The sequence below is a fragment of the Pseudomonas sp. 22189 genome (assembly GCF_052045635.1).
GTDB classification, from domain to species: Bacteria; Pseudomonadota; Gammaproteobacteria; order Pseudomonadales; family Pseudomonadaceae; genus Aquipseudomonas; species Aquipseudomonas parakoreensis.
Map to the genome: position 1 here is coordinate 325626 of NZ_JBQEPG010000001.1, position 16385 is coordinate 342010.

Annotated in this window: 8 protein-coding genes; 5 read left to right on the forward strand and 3 right to left on the reverse strand. The window is 51.7% G+C overall.

Translation table 11 applies throughout. From position 1 onward, the window contains the following. Window positions 1-2 precede the first annotated feature (2 nt). From ACTJKS_RS01605 to ACTJKS_RS01625, 5 genes are all read left to right on the forward strand, one after another. A complete protein-coding gene (locus tag ACTJKS_RS01605) occupies window positions 3-3731 on the forward strand; it encodes a glycosyltransferase (protein ID WP_108183431.1) in 3729 nt (1242 codons plus the stop codon). Between the two features lie 776 nt (window positions 3732-4507). Beyond that, a complete protein-coding gene (locus tag ACTJKS_RS01610; protein ID WP_108183430.1) occupies window positions 4508-5326 on the forward strand; it encodes an ABC transporter permease in 819 nt (272 codons plus the stop codon). Then, window positions 5316-6689, forward strand: coding sequence for an ABC transporter ATP-binding protein (locus tag ACTJKS_RS01615; protein WP_108183429.1), 1374 nt, complete (start codon window positions 5316-5318; stop codon window positions 6687-6689). The genes ACTJKS_RS01610 and ACTJKS_RS01615 overlap by 11 nt, the downstream gene beginning before the upstream one ends. Before the next feature lie 9 nt (window positions 6690-6698). Further along, window positions 6699-12098 (forward strand): glycoside hydrolase family 99-like domain-containing protein, encoded by a 5400-nt coding sequence (locus ACTJKS_RS01620; protein ID WP_108183428.1) that lies wholly within the window; start codon window positions 6699-6701, stop codon window positions 12096-12098. Window positions 12099-12354: 256 nt separating this feature from the next. Continuing rightward, a complete protein-coding gene (locus ACTJKS_RS01625) occupies window positions 12355-13335 on the forward strand; it encodes an NAD-dependent epimerase/dehydratase family protein (RefSeq protein WP_232966874.1) in 981 nt (326 codons plus the stop codon). 71 nt (window positions 13336-13406) lie between these two features. Here ACTJKS_RS01625 and ACTJKS_RS01630 read toward each other — a convergent pair whose 3' ends face one another. From ACTJKS_RS01630 to cysC, 3 genes are all read right to left on the reverse strand, one after another. Further along, on the reverse strand, window positions 13407-14171 hold the full coding sequence (locus ACTJKS_RS01630; protein ID WP_198759136.1) for an SGNH/GDSL hydrolase family protein: 765 nt from the start codon (window positions 14169-14171) through the stop codon (window positions 13407-13409). 135 nt (window positions 14172-14306) lie between these two features. Next, window positions 14307-15689 (reverse strand): FAD/NAD(P)-binding protein, encoded by a 1383-nt coding sequence (locus ACTJKS_RS01635; protein WP_108183426.1) that lies wholly within the window; start codon window positions 15687-15689, stop codon window positions 14307-14309. Further along, entirely contained in the window at window positions 15686-16279 is a 594-nt protein-coding gene (gene cysC / locus ACTJKS_RS01640; RefSeq protein WP_108183425.1) for an adenylyl-sulfate kinase, read from the reverse strand. The genes ACTJKS_RS01635 and cysC overlap by 4 nt, the downstream gene beginning before the upstream one ends. Between the last annotated feature and the right edge of the window lie 106 nt (window positions 16280-16385).

Below are 16385 nucleotides of genomic sequence, written 5' to 3' on the forward strand. Positions count from 1 at the left end.
TTATGATCACTATTGGAAGGGCAATAGTTGCAGATTCGGCGAAATTTTACGTTGATGAAACAGCGACCTGTATTGTTGAGGACAGCGTCGAAATTCGCGATAACGTCGTTATTGAGTGCGGGGCTGGTGGTTATCTGAAGCTGTCCTCCGGAACCATCGTAAACTGCGGAGTGTGGATAAATGGCAGTGGCAGGATCACGATTGGGAAAAATGTACTGATCGCTCCCAATTCTTCAATTACGTCATCTTCGCACCGGTACGATCGCAAGATCCCCATCAAAGAGCAGGGCCTGAAGCTCGCCGAGGTGCGCATTGGTGATGATGTGTGGATTGGTGCAAGCGTATCTATACTTGCGGGCACTGAAATCGGTGATGGCGCAATTGTAAGCGCAAATTCTGTTGTGAAATACAATATTGATGGGATGACGATCGCAGCAGGAAATCCTGCGGTTAAGGTTGGACAGAGAAAGTTTAAGCGAGTTATTTTCTATACGTTACCTCTGGTTTTAAGAAATCAACCAACGTTGTTTAGCAGTATTGTTGATCTTTATTTTCCGCTTGCTGACAAGTTTTCGCGAGACGGTTGGGAGTGTATATTTGTTGGTTCAGACCAGCTTAAAAATGAATATCCTGATTTTCGTCATCGGTGGGTAAGCCCGAAAGAGTTCGATTGTGTATATCCGAATACACAGGCCGATCGTTGGCTCGCTGATTGGAACAAGATACTCAGAAGTGAAGCTTTGAGGTTTCACGATGATTTTATTCAAGACTTTTTGAGTAATATTAATCCGGATCTCGTTTTTTGCTGGAATTACGACGGCAGGCTTGAGGAGGCTTGTTTGTCCAGAAATATTCCTCTGGTTTTCAATGAGTTGGGCATGTTGCGACCACCCAATGCGATGCGATATTACTCAGATTCAAAAGGAGTGAATGCTCGAAGTTCATTTAAAGATAGTTGCCTGGCCTTCACGGCAGCGCATCCAGTCGATGAGTGTGTCGAATCAAACGACAAGCTCGGCGCGCTTGAGAAGCGATATGCCCGAAAGGGTAGGATCACTCAGCGTAGCGCGTTGATTTTGCTCCAGGTGCATGATGATTCCAATGTGATTATGGGGTCGCCATATGCAAGCATGAAAGAGTACGTGCAACACATATCTGATGCTATGGCCGGTTCTGCTTTTAACATCGTGGTCAAGCCGCACCCTCTGGATGCTGTTCCCGAACTGCCGGAAGGTGTTCTTGTTGCCGATAAGGCACATGATATAACTGAGCTTATCGCTGGCGCAGACGTAGTGTTTACCCTCAATTCCTCGGCGGGATTCGAAGCGGCGCTGGCTGGAAAGTGTGTCTATGTACTCGGAGCTGCTCCGTATTCCGGGCTGGGCCTTACGATCGACGTCGCGAATCCTGTGAATTTGCTGCAGAGCTGGCAATCTCAAGGGGCGCAATATTCAGCATCACGGTCACTTAGAAGCAAGATACTTTATTTCGCAGAGGCGCAGTATTTTCTATCATATGAGCAGTTTTGCGAGCCTTCGAGCCATCTGCTCAGGCTCGAATCTGATAACGGCGCGCTGCGGGAGCGAAGAGCTTCAGATCCAGATCTGGAGAGTTATCGGCAGCAGTCATATATTTCTTGGATGGAGTCAAAAAATAAAGAATTGAATACGGATTTGGATTTGCTGAATAATGAGCTTGTTCAAGTCAATGGAAGGCTTCTCGAGTTGGAGAAAAAACTCGAAACGGTCCAGCAAAGCAACCTGCAGTCTGAATGTTCAGCAGAGAAAGATTCGTTTGTAAAGGATAAATTTTTCGTTATGAGGTTTTCGAAAAAATCGTTGGTTACACGTTGCCTGTCAGGACTTCGCTTGTCGTTTTCGAACCCGAAAGCGGCTCTTCGGCCTTTCTATCAGAAATTTCCTTTTGTGGCGCGTGTTCGCGTGCGGCTGGGCCTGTTTTTCCGGGGGCTACGGGGCACGCTACTTGCCGTCATCTACTCCAAAGATAACCTGAAGGCTTTACAGGATTTGGCGGAGCATCGGTTTTCACATGTGGTGCCAAGCGTGGAAGCGGGTGCGCACCCAGTCATTGATATATCTATTGTTACATACAACAGTTCAAAGTGGATCGATGGTTTTTTCGAGTCATTAAAAAAACAGAGTTATCCTTGTGACAAGATAAATCTTTTCATCGTTGATAATGGTTCTTCGGATACTACCGTTGAAGAGCTAGAGCGCTGGCTGGCAACGCTTTCTGAAAAGTTCGCAGGTTTTAATATTTTGCGTGGCGAAAATGTCGGTTTTGGCGCAGGTCATGATCGAGCCATCGCCAAGGGGTGTGCGGATTATTTTCTTGTTAGCAATATTGATGTTCAGTTTTCCGAGACGGCTATTGAGAATATTGTTGCTCATGCTTTATCTCAGGGGCAGGATGATGTTGCATCTTGGGAGATGAGGCAGGCGCCTTTCGAGCATCCCAAGTATTACGACCCTGTGACATTGGACACCAACTGGTCCTCACATGCTTGCATACTTATCCGTCGTACTGCCTATGCGCGAGTCGGTGGGTACGAACAGCAGATATTCATGTATGGCGAAGATGTGGAGCTTTCTTATCGCTTCAGGTCTTATGGTTACCGGTTGAAGTTTTGCCCTTCTGCCGTTGTCTATCACTACACGTATGAGCATGAAAACCAGGTCAAGCCGATTCAGTACGTTGGTAGCACCGCAGCGAATGCTTATATCCGGCTACGTTATGGCGGTCTGGTTGATAAAATTGGTGGTGTGGTGCTTCAGCTTTTACTGATGCTTCGCCCACAAGTCTATCCAGGCTCTCGCCTAGACGTGATGCGCAGCGTTCTTCATCTTCTGAAAAAGGCGCCTCATTTCCTCAAGGGTAAAGGCCCGGAAAAGGGAGTGAGTTTTCCATTCCGGGGGTTTGACTATGAGATGGTCAGGGAAGGGGCCTTCTGGCATGTCGGTACTCCCGTCGTAGAATCGCCATTGGTTACGATCGTAACGCGCACGTATCGCAAGCGGGAGGAATTCCTCAGGCAGTCGATCATGTCAGTACTCAATCAGACATATCGGAACATTGAGCTGATCGTTGTCGAAGACGGCGGATCCACCATGAAGTCTCTTGTGGAGAAAACTCCATCGGTATACGGATTGAGCGTGCGATTCTTTGGCCTGGAAAAGGTTGGACGTTCGGTAACTGGTAATCATGGTCTGGAAATGGCCACTGGCAGGTACTGCATGTTCCTGGATGATGATGATCTGCTGTTTCCTGATCATGTCGAAATTCTGATCGCTGCTTTGCTGAAGGAAGAGCAAGCCGTTGCGGCATACTCGTTGGCAATGGAAGTTGGGACGGTTGCAGGGCATGAGGGACGGTATGTTGAAGTCAGTCATGAAACAAATGCAGCATTCAAGCAGGATTTCGATTACGAAACGCTGCTCGACCATAATTACATCCCGATTCAATCAATTCTTTTCAAGCGTGATCTATATATGGAGCGGGGTGGCTTCGAGACGGATATGAGCAATCTGGAGGACTGGAATCTTTGGTTGCGTTATGCCTACAAAAACCGTTTCTGTTATGTGCCGAAAACCACATCGCTTTTCAGAACGCCCGCGGATCCCAAGGTTAGGCTGGACCGCCACAAGCAACTTCATAATGCCTATTACATTGCCAAGAGTCGCGCCTTGACATCTTGCGAGGGCTATAAATAAAGCTGTCTTTTTTTGTTCGTCTTTACCAAAGCCGTCTTTTATTAGCCGGCTTTTTTGCTTTTGCAGTCGAGTACTGGTAGAAGGCGGCGCCGATTTTTGCAGTCGATTTTTCGAGCGGTGCTGTGGCTGTGGCTGTGCGGGGGGGCTGAGTGTATCCGGCGATGGTCCGCTCTGCGTGCCCAAGTAGAGGCGAGATTCATCGATTTTTCTCGCCTGAATTTGCTTCCTTGGGGCGTAAGTGCGTGTAGGAAAAGTCGTGTTTTTATGTCGTATTGACATGCTATCATTCGGCAAACTATTGGCCTTGATGTCGTTTTGGTCAGAGTGCCGAGCCAGACATTAGACAAGTGGCCAGGTGAAGTGCGGTTTGGCGAGCATTGGTGGATGTCTGTGCCATCTGCTCTAGCCCCGCTTTTCAAGACGAATTGTATTTTCTTTCTGGCTGATTTTTGGTTTTCGATGGTCCTTTGCAGCCGCCTGCGGGTGTATCTGTTCAGTCTTGGTACTCTGTACGGAACGCTGGCGGAGCTGCCACCTAGCGGCTTGTCCGGATTCTCAGCGACCGAGGGCTGCAAAGATTTTTCAAGGAAATGCTGACTTTCATGAATGGAATTCCCTGAAGATGTATGACAACGTTTTGACTTGCCTCAAGCCTCATACTGAGACGTAAGGTACTTTTCCTGAAAATTTCCGCTTTTCACCCCTAGGATGCCCCCCGCCGCTTGTTGCCAACGATGTGCGTCGGCACGTAATTTTTTCTGTTGAGGCTTTGCTTGATGCGCCAGTTTTCTGCCAATCCATTGGAAATGTTCGCCAGTCTCTGGCGCAATACAGCCTTGATCAGAGCATCGACGATCCGTGAGGTGCTCGGACGGTATCGCGGCTCGGCGATGGGTTTGCTATGGTCGTTCTTCAACCCACTCTTGATGCTTGCTGTTTACACCTTTGTATTCAGTGCTGTCCTTCGGGCTCGCTGGAGCGTGGATAGCGATTCCAAGACCGAGTTTGCGCTGATTCTTTTTGCAGGACTGATAATCTTTAACCTGTTTTCCGAGTGCATCAACCGGGCGCCGGGTCTGATTCTGGGGAAGGTTAACTTCGTCAAGAAGGTTGTTTATCCTCTGGAAATCCTGCCAGTCGTGGTGCTGGGGTCAGCCTTGTTTCATGCTGCCATCAGCCTAGGCGTCTGGTTCATAGCCTACGGCATCTTCTTCGGCGTACCACACGTAACGGCGCTCTACCTTCCGCTGATTGTCATGCCTTTGATTATGTTCATCATGGGTGTCAGCTGGGCACTGGCTTCTCTGGGTGTCTACTTGCGAGATGTTTCGCAATTCATTGGGATTCTCACCACTGTCCTGATGTTTCTGAGCCCGATTTTCTACCCCGCTACGGCACTTCCCGAGGCTTATCGCCATTTGCTTTATCTCAATCCCCTGACGCCAGCGATCGAGATGACGCGCGACGTTCTGTTTTGGGGAAAATTGCCGGATTTTGAAATGTTGGGCATCTATTGGATTGCCACAACTTGCATTGCTTGGCTGGGTTTTGCCTGGTTCCAGAAAACACGTAAGGGATTTGCTGATGTCCTCTGAAGTCGCGATTAAGGTTGAGAACCTTAGCAAGTGCTATGAAATCTACGATCAACCGCGTGACCGGCTGAAGCAATTTATCCTGCCTCGCCTGCGAGGCGCTGTGCGCATGAAGCCAGGCCAGTTCTTCCGCGAATTTTGGGCTTTGCGGGATGTTTCCTTTGAGGTAAAAAAGGGAGAAACGGTAGGGATTATCGGTTGCAACGGCAGTGGTAAATCCACGCTTCTGCAGATGATCTGTGGAACGTTGAATCCTACCAGCGGCACAGTGCAAACCAATGGGCGGATTGCCGCGTTACTGGAGTTGGGGTCCGGATTCGATCCTGAGTTTTCCGGTCGGGACAACGTCTACATGAACGGTGCGGTTCTCGGGCTGGCACGGGAAGAAATCGATCAGCGCTTTGATGAGATTGCAGCCTTCGCCGATATTGGCGACTTCATCGAACAACCAGTAAAGAGCTACTCAAGCGGCATGGTCGTTCGATTGGCTTTTGCCGTCCAAGTGATGATTGAGCCGGAAATCCTTATCGTTGACGAAGCGCTCGCCGTGGGAGACGAAAAGTTTCAACGCAAGTGCTTTGCTCGCATGGAGGAACTTAAAAGCCGGGGTACCTCCATTTTGTTCGTATCCCATTCGGGCCCGAGCATTATTGAATTCTGTGACCGTACCTTGTTGCTCGATCATGGGATTCGTCTTATGTACGGCGCGGCCCCACAAGCCGTCAGAGCCTATCAGAAGCTCATTTACGCGCCGGAAGCGGAGTACAGAAGACTCGTTCAGGCCTATCTAGCTGCCGATAAGTCGGGTGAGGAAGTCGATCTTCAGAAGGTCGCGGTTGAACGACCGGCAGAATCCAGGGAAACCGCCAGCGATGCGTTTGATTCGGGTCTTGTGCCTGAAACGACCGCGATTTACCCGACTCAAGGTGCCGAGATCAAGTCGTTCTCCATTCTCGATGTCGAAGGGCGTGTGGTGAATGTTCTGCAGGCCGGGAAGACGTACCGGATTCAGGTAACCGGGCGCTTCGAGCAGGGTTTCGACGCTACTTACTGGGGTATCCATATCCGTAATGTCTCAGGTGCTGTTTTAACGGGGCAGCGTTTTCCTGAGGACGGTACATATTTTGAGCCTGTGCTAGCCGGAAGTGACTTCAATGTGACGTTTACTTTCCAGATGAACTTGCTGCCAGGTGTCTATTTTGTGGGAGGCGGAGTCTGGTCGAATCAGGAACCAAGCTGTGCTCACCGGATCATGGACGCGATCATGTTTCGCGTGGCTCCGGGGGAACGATTGAACTCCTTCGGTTACGTGGATCTGATGACGAGTGCGCCTCACGCGGAAGTCGGTCGAACAGCCACTATTTAATGAGTGTAATTGCCTGTCTATTCGGTGCGCAGGCAGCTCGATACGAGATCAGACAAGTCAGCGGTGGTGTTGTTGGCTTGTGAATCGATTAATCAGCTTGGAAGTTTGGTGCTGCACAACAGCACATTCATAGGGTTTATGACGTACATGCTAAATATCAGTGATTGGTCACCAGGCGACGCAGAAAAGGTATTCAACTATCTCCGCTGGAGTGGCTATCGTTCAGAGCGCTACAAGCTTTTTTATGTAAGCACTCCCAAAGTAGCGTGCACTTCACTTAAGTGGTGGTTTGCCTCTCTAGAGGGATGCTCGAAGGCGCTAAGCGAAATCACTGATAGTGCTGAAAGCAACCCGGATCAGATCGTCCATGAAATGCATCGTGTCGCACCGCACGTCACTGGTCTCCTACCTGATGATTTGCAGGAGGCCCTGACTTCGGATGACTACTTCCGCTTTGCTGTCGTAAGAAACCCTTTCAAGCGTATTTTTTCGGCATGGCAGTCAAAATTGATGCTGCAGGAACCGCAGCAAGTCGGCCCTTATCTTCAGCGGGACTTCTATCATCGGCCACTGAAAAACGCGGAAGACATTGCCTTGGCGTTCGAGGGCTTTCTTGAACATCTTGCCAGCCAGGAAGCGCCAACGTATTGGGATCAGCATTGGACGCCTCAGGGAATGTTGCTGCGCCCCGACCTGATCAATTACACCCAACTGGTCAAAATCGAGGAGTCTCAGCCCCTCAGCGAAGCATTGTCCCAGCATTTGGGCCAGTTCTTGCCTGATCCTTTTGCCGATCGTCGGGCAAACGAGAGCCTGATCCCTTATCTTCCGGAGTTTTTCACAGAGCGTAGCGTCAGCCTTATCCGGACCCTGTATGCCGAGGACTTTTCGTCGTTTGGCTACGGCAATGAGTTGCCGCAATCAAAAGAGACTTTTTCAGAAGAACAACTGCAGCTTGCCTTGCGGGCAGTGATGCTGATTCGTGGGCGGCACAAGCGTCTAGGTGAGCGTACGGCCCAGGTGGCTGCTCTCCGACAGGCGGAGGGGGCGCTTGAAGCGAAAGTCGAGTCTCTGAATGCCGCAGTCAATAAAGGCGGAGAGCAGATCAGTAATCTTGGCCTTCTCGTTGTAGATCGCGAGACCGAGATTGCCAAGCTCAAGCATCGTATTGACGAGTTGGAGACCGAGCTTTCCACGCAAAGTCTCAATAGCGCCCGTGTCATCGAATACGATGAGAAAATCATGGAGCTCAGCCATGCACTGGTTGAGCGTGATAGCCAGATTATTGGTATGACGAAGGCGATTACTGAGCGTGATACGCAGATTACTAATCTGCGTTATTCGATTGTCGAGTTTGAAGCTCAATTGCGCGGGTTTACACATATTGATAATGACCGTGAGGGAAAAATCAACAGTTACTCCCAGACTGTCAAAACGCTTAACCATGCATTGCTTGAGCGTGACGGGCAAATTACCCATTTGAACAATCTGGTGGGCGAGCGCGATGCCCAGATCAATAACCTTAAACACGCGATTATTGCGAGTGAAGGTGAGATCGGCCGCCTTCAAAACGAAGTGTCGCGTATCAGTCAGCAAAAGGACGTGGATGTTGACTCGGTGCGTCAGGAACTCAACCGACTTTTGAAGTCTCGCTCGTGGCGCGTGACTGCACCACTGCGCGGCCTCGGTGGGCTTGCTCGTCGGACGAAACGGGTGTTGAGCGTTCTATCCTTGAGCAAAGCTGTTGAGTTGTTGAAAAATCGTCGCGATTTCAACAACAAAGCGATAGTCGCCCAGATTCGCGAAAGTGTGTTGTTTGACCCGGATTATTATCTGGCCAATAACACCGACGTCGGTAACCTTGGGGTTGATCCACTCAAGCATTACATGCTTCACGGATGGAAAGAGGGCCGTAACCCGTCCGAGTTGTTCAATACTTCCAAGTACCTGCTAGATAATCCAGATGTGGCTGCAGCACGTGTTAACCCGCTGGTTCACTACCTCAGAAGTGGTCAAACAGAAGGCCGATCAATTGCCTCGCATTCCCGTGTTCGGGTAAAAGGCAAGTCTGGAACTGAGGTTGCGTCCAGCCCTCAAGTCACCGCTCCGGTGCCGAAGTCAATTGTTGATACTCAAGTTGAGGCCATTGAAAAATCGGGCATGTTCGATGCCGGTTATTACTTCGCGATGTATCCGGAGCTGTCTCAAGCAGGTGTGGATCCTCTTCGCCATTATTGTGAGCGCGGATGGAGAGAAGGGAAAAATCCATGCGATGATTTCGATACTCTTTCGTATCTTGAGACCTATAAGGATATTAGAGAGGCCGATATCAACCCATTCTGGCACTACGTCGTTGCCGGTGCTTCCGAGCAGCGGATCGCGGTGCCCGGTTCGGTTCTCCGATATCAGGAAAATGTCAGATACGGCGCTGTCGACAGCCTTATCAAGCTACTCGCTCTATATGTTTCTCCAGAGTGGGACAAGCTGCGCAATGCACGCTCTTCTTCCAAGGGGGGAGTCCAGTTGGTTCCGGATGATTACCTTGGTTTTTACGACCCGGCCGACGCCGGTGTCCTGAGTAAGCAAGTTGAATTGGCCAGGACTCATGGTTTCTACGGTTTCTGCTTCACGTGGGAAGGCAGCGAGACACTCGGTAATGTGCAACAGCCAGTGGATGTTTTCCTTGATCATAAAGAGATCGAGTTCAATTTCTGCGTCATGGTTTCCGAGCGAATCAACAGTCTGCCGGCGCGGTTGGCTGAAGCCGTTGCGGATCAACGTTATCTGCGAATTGATGGGCGCCCGGTCATCGTGGTGGAGTGTCTGGCAGACGACAAAGTTGCAGCGCTCAGCCTGCTTGGGACTCAACTTTCCAAACTTGATATCGATGCTTACCTGATCGTCCGGTCAGCAAATATTGATGACGCTGCACAAAGCAAGAAGCTTCTGGAGCATTGCGACGGCTTGTTGGATCTTCCTGTGGAACCGGTTCCCGGTGAAACGGCTGCATTCAAGCCTCGGCAGCAGAACGGGGTCTTGGCTGTTCCTTACTCGGTGGTCGTGGCAAACGGGATCATGCGAACGGACGCTGCACAGCGGAGCTCGTTCCCGGTATACAACGGGATCACTCTGGCCAGGGATGAGGCGGCGGTTAATGCTGATTCGCCGCTGGTGTACACGCGTTTTTCTGCTGGCGAATACCGCCGCTGGCTAGATGCTGCCATTTCCAGTACCCAGCGCATGCACGCTGAAGATCGTCAGATTGTCTTTTTGAATGCCTGGAACGACTGGAGCCAGGGTCTGTTTCTCGAGCCGGACAGAGTTTCCGGCTTCGCTCGCGTTAATGAAACAAGCTGTGCATTGCTCGGTATTGAATCGAACAGGTTGATGCCTAAAGTTTCGGTCATCGTGCCAAACTTCAATCATGCACGTTTCCTGAGTCGCCGTCTTGATAGCATCTACGCGCAGACTTACCAGAATATCGAGGTCATTCTGATGGATGACTGCTCGTCCGATGACAGTCGAGTGGTATTGAGCGAGTATGCGGAGAAGTTCCCTGACGTTACGATCAAACTGTTCAATGAAACCAATTCCGGTGGCGTATTCCGGCAGTGGGCCAAAGGCATCAAGGCCGCAACCGGCGATCTTGTATGGGTTGCTGAAAGTGATGACTATTGCGACGAGAATTTCCTTCAGGCCCTGGTTCGCTGCTTTGAAGACGAAGCGGTCATGCTGGCCTATGCACGTTGTGAATTCGTCACCAGCGATGAAGTCGTCATGGACGATGAATTCCATCAGTATGTAAGCGATCTGGAGTGCGCCGAGAAATGGCGAGCTTCCTACGTTGAAACGGCTCACAACGAAGTGCGAGCGGCGCTCGGGATCAAAAATACGATTCCAAACGCCAGCGGCGTGATCTTCAAGCGCCCGGTCGATATGCCACTGCTCGAAGATGAATCGTGGCTTTCCATGCGCGTGGCGGGAGACTGGGTCTTCTACCTTCATCTCATCCGTGGTGGCAAAGTCGCCTACTCGATCGAGGGCACTAACTTCTTCCGACGTTATGTGGGCAGTACTGCGCAAACCACGTACAAGCGAGAGGTTTTCTATCGCGAACTGGGAATGGCGAGCCGCACGGTTCAAGCGCTGTATGACGTGCCACAAACAGTGCTCGAATTGTGCGAAGAAAGCTGCCAGCGACTTTACGACCATAACGTCGGCAATTCGCTGGAGGAGTTCCATGCGTGGTACGGCCGTGAGTCCATTCTGGAGGCGCGCGCCAATCGCACGCCAAACATCATGGTGTCGACAATCGGTTTCTATCCGGGCGGTGCAGAGATTCTGCCAATTCGTCTGGCCAACGAGTTCAAGCGCCAGGGTTATTCGGTTTTTCTGTTGAGTGCCGGTCTGACTGCACGTGAAGACGGTGTTCGCCGTATGCTTCGCCCGGACGTTCCGTTGGTAGAAACTTCTGATCTGGATGAGGTGAAGTCTGTAATTCACGACTTCGGCGTGGAGGCGATGAACACGCATCAGTGGCACATTCAGAAGTACCCGTTGCAACTGCCGGATGTGTTCTCGGAGTTGGGGGCCCACGTTGCATCCCTGCACGGCATGATCGAGCACGGTGACGCCTTTGCGGTAACGGAAGAGCAACTACGGGCTGCGGATGGTGGTGTAACGACCTGGGTTTATACCGCTGACAAGAACATTGTTCCTTTCGCGAACTTCTCGTTGTACGACGAGACTTCAGAGCGCTTCGTCAAGCTCCCCAACGGACTGGAGCCCAAGAATGTCGTGGCTATCGATCGCGAGCAACTGGGTATCCCACAGGATGCCTTTGTACTTTGCTGTGTAAGCCGGGCAATTCCTGATAAAGGCTGGGAAGAAACGATCGAGGCCGTGGAGCTGGCGCGTCAGCTGTCGGGCCGTGACATCCGCTTGCTGCTCGTCGGCAATGGGCCGGTCTACGACGAATACTGCCGGACAGGGGTGCCTGACTTTGTCTATCTGGCGGGTTTTAGTGACAACTCGGTCGGGCACTATGCCGCTGCTGACATGGGCATCATGTTGACGAAGTTCAAATCCGAGAGCTTCCCACTGACCATCGTGGACTGCCTATTTGGTGGAAAACCGTATATCGCTTCCGACGTCGGCGACATTAGAAACATGTTGACGATCAACGAGCAGATCGCGGGTGAGGTCGTCGTTCTCGATGACTGGGAGGTTCCGGTTGAACAGGCTGCGAAAGTGATTGCCGGTTTCGCAGCCGATCAAGAACAGTATCGCCAGGCCTTGGGACGGGTGAAGGAGCTATCCAAGCGTTACCAAATCGACGCGGTAGCCGCGCAGTACGTTCGCTTGTTTGAGCGAGATATCAAGGCCAGTCGCCAGCGTCAGGCTGAATAAACGCCTAGACCGAATCCCGCTGTCAGTTTTCTGGCGGCGGGTGATGATGTTGGGCACGCCAGGTGCTGAAGTGGTGATTCGAGGAACATCGAGCCAATGCTCTTTCGAGTGTATTTCATCGACTCCTTTTGTACTGCTTCACCTGTGACTGATACATTTTCTATTTGCAACACTTTGTGAATGCTGGCTAGTACAGTGATCCGCTCACTGCACACCAATGCCGCGTAACAAATTGTTGAAGCATTGGAGGCTAACGTTGAAAAAATCCGAGAACACCTCAAGCGTCAAATCAATACGAACGCTGGTATTAGGTGGGCGAGGCTTCATCGGTACTCCACTTATCGATGCGTTACTCGATCAGGGGCATGCCGTGCGTTGTTTTGATCGGCCAAACGTCGTGGCGCTTGGTGCCTCTCATGCAGCGAATCCGGATTTCGAGCTGTACGAGGGCGACTTCACCAGCGAGGCCGATATCAGTGAGGCTCTGCAAGGTTGCGACTTCTGCTATCACTTGGTGTCTACGACCTTGCCCAAGTCTTCGAACGCCGATCCGGTTTTCGACATCGAAAGCAATCTGGTGGGCACCATCCGTCTGTTGGCTCTGGCCGTTGAGGCGGGGATAAAGAAGGTGATTTTTGTGTCTTCGGGAGGCACTGTCTACGGCGACCCGGTTGAGTTGCCCATTCCTGAAACGCACCCTACTGACCCTGCTTGCTCCTATGGGATTGCTAAACTGGCAATCGAGAAGTACCTCGGGCTGTTCCATCGTCTGCATGGCCTCGATTACACCGTTTTGCGATTGGCAAATCCCTTCGGAGAAGGTCAGCGCACGCATGCCAGTCAAGGCGCTGTGGCGGTGTTCCTGGGTAAAGTGCTGCGCGAGGAACCTGTCGAGATCTGGGGTGACGGTTCGGTGGTGCGTGACTACATTCACGTCGCTGATGTCGTGCAGGCGTTGTTGATCTCGCTCGAGCCTTCGAGGGAGGAGCATGTATTCAATATTGGCTCGGGCAAAGGTCACAGTCTGAATGATGTGCTTGACGCGATTGAGCGGATCACCGGACGTAAGGCTATTCGTGAATACCGGCCTGCCCGAGGGTTTGACGTGCCTGTCAGCATACTTTGCATTGAACGTGCGCGGCAGGCATTGGGATGGACACCTGACGTCAGCTTCGACGAGGGGCTTGAACGATTTGCGGCGTGGCTGGAAGAGAACGAGCCCACCAGTAATCCGTAATAGGTATAGGCTGGTCTGACGGTTGCAATTTGCCATTGAAAAGCCTCGTTGAGTGATCAACGGGGCTTTTTTTACTTCTGACCCAGCAACCATCGCCAGAATTTGATGGCGTTGGAGCTTTTTTCGGGGAGGCGAGCACCGGTCTCAGCGGGTTGAGCGTTGCGTCGACGTTGAGCTCTGAAGTCTTGCTCAAGAATTGGCCTCAACAGTGGCGCGATCATCAGTGCGTGGGCTGATGGTTCATAGTGATGATCATTGGGGTCAGGATTGCGCAGGCTTTCTTTTAGCTGGCCTTTATCGTCAGTGGAGAGTTTGTCCAGATTCAGATGGCTTATGCCCTCTTGCCTGCAAAAGGACTCCATGAGTGCATTGAACTTTATGGTCAATCGCGTCCTGTCGAAGAGGGACGTTTTAACTTCTTTTCTCATGTTGGCAACTTCTCCCCATTGCATATCGTCGCGAATGGTTGGAAGCGGAGTGCTGACGCAGATCACCTGGAATCTTTTTGCAATATCCCTCAGAAGCTTCTGATAGTTGCCTAAGGCCTGTTCAAGCATCTCGTCCACGGAGCTTCCGTACTTTTGTGCCCGATACCAGATGACAAAACCTGTATCGACCTCTCCTAGCATTACGATGGCAGTCGTTGCCGAAGTGGTTTGCATGGCTGCGATGTATTGAGGCATGGCCTGGGTGACGGCATTCGGATTTTTTAATCCCGAGACTGTGGCTCCGCCCACGGACGTCACTTCAAAAGTGTGCTCAGGAAACAGGGTCTTCATTTGCTCTGAACTGAAAACCAAAGCGTGAGAGTCGCCGAGTACAAGTACAGGCTTCATTATCGGGCTTGATCCTGATGTAATTCTTTTAGCTCACATTGGGCGCGAGGGGCGCCGGGTTCTTGCACTTGGCCGGCGTAACCGGAGCTCACAGGCCGGGCGGGCACATTGCGCCGCCCTGGCCTTTTTGTGCTGTCAGGTAGTGCTGAACTTCGCGGATATTTTTCTGGCGAGAGTCGAGGCGTACAGCCGCAGTTCAGGTACTGCCGTGGCTTCCCAGAAGTTGGCTTTGAGCATGGGACCCACGTAACTCAGCCAATCGGAAGATTTTCCGCTTTCGTTCAGAACGGCCAGGTCGCTATCGACGCGTACTCCAAGTCCCAGATCATCGATGGAAACAAGATTATCAAGGATCAGTTGCCGAATCAGTGGTTCGTCGATCAAGTGCGGATTGGAGTTGGGGCCAGTGCAGTTGATGATGCGGTCAACTTCCAGTTTTTCCGGAGTGTCGTGACCGCGAGGCTGGAAGGTGATGAGCATTTTCTCGCCCACGGTTTCAATCGCGCGTATCCGACCGGCTATCGGAATGATGTGTTTGAGGCGCAGTGCCTTTTCAAACAGTTCATAGGTGTCTGGCGCTACACGGTGGCGGTGAACGTCCCAGTACGGTTGCAGGTGGCGCAGAAAACGTCTGCGCTCCTGGTATGGCAGGCGAGCCCACAGTCGGGAGGTGATCGGTCGTATCGAGGCGACGACGTCACGCCAGTCGAGACCGGCTGCTTGCCCGGCTTTGACTTGAGCCTTGAGTGTACGCAAATAGCACAGGACTGTAGCTGGAGCGTTCAACAGGTCGTCCTGACCGCTAACAGGTGTATGTTGCCCGCCCTTGCTCACCCGGTGTGCGAGGGGCAGAAGCCCGCGTCGAGACAGCATGTAGATCCGACTTTTATCGGAAACCTTTTCAAGGCTGGAAATGACATCAAGTGCGGTCAGACCGCTCCCGAGCAGCAGCACAGAGGTATCTTTATCTTGGGTTGCCGTAATCGAAGCGCTCCAGGGATTGGCAATGTAGCGCGGGGAGTCGAGCATGCTCTCGAGTGCGGCCGGCGTGCGGGGCGGGAAGTGGCCAAACGCTAAAATGACTTGGTCGGCGAGGAGGGTCTCACCGGACGTCAGTTCGATGACCGATCCGCGTTCCTGTGACTTGAGCGTCTTGACTTCGGCAGTGATACGTTTGACGTCGATACGGCCCTTGGCATCTTCCTCGGCGTTTTCCAGAAGTGATGCAAGGTAATCGCCGTACTGCTTTCTGGAAACAAAAGAACTTGAAGATGTGCCAGGAGAACAGCTTTGGCAGTAGCGCAGAAAGGAGTCAGGATCGTCGACCAAGGCACTCATGTTGCCCGCCGGAACATTCAACAGGTGTTTCGAGCTGCTGGTGCCGTAGGCCAGGCCGCGTGCCACGGCCCCGGACCGGTTGATGATGATCAGCCGGGTGTCTTCGGGAGCCGAGCGTAAAAACTCGATGGCAGCGACAGTTCCACTGAAGCCTGCCCCGATGATGACTAGAGTTTTCATGTCCGTGCTTGCTTGTTGATGAAGTCGATGATGCGCTGGGCGGCGGTTTGCAGATCATCTTCCAGCGTGCAGATCCTGATCTGGGGATTCTCCGGCGGCTCATAGGTGGAGTCGATGCCGGTGAAGTTTTTTATCAGACCCTGGCGGGCCTTTTTGTAAAGCCCCTTGGGATCCCGGCGCTCGCATTCGGAGAGAGGGGTATCGACGTAGACTTCAATGAAGTTTTCTACGCCGATAACGTCTCGAGCAAGGGCGCGATCACGCACGAAAGGCGAAATGAATGCAGTGATAACAATAAGTCCTGCATCGATGAACAGTTTGGCAACTTCCGAGATGCGTCGTATGTTTTCAATACGATCCTTGTCGCTGAATCCCAGGTCATGACAAAGCCCCATCCGGACGTTGTCGCCATCAAGCAAATAGGTATGGCGACCTTCATTGCAAAGCGCCAGCTCCAAAGCATTGGCAATTGATGATTTACCTGCGCCGCTGAGCCCTGTCAGCCAAATGACGACAGGTTTCTGGTTTTTTATACGACTGCGGCGTTCGGCATCGACGGCAGATGTATGAGCTACAAGATTCTCGGGCATGTTTTCTCGTTAAACACTGAAAATTGGAAATGATGTTGCTGGATCAGATGTCTTGGCGAAGCGGGATAAGTTCCATTTCCCTGCTTGTCTGATCTATGTCGTGCGT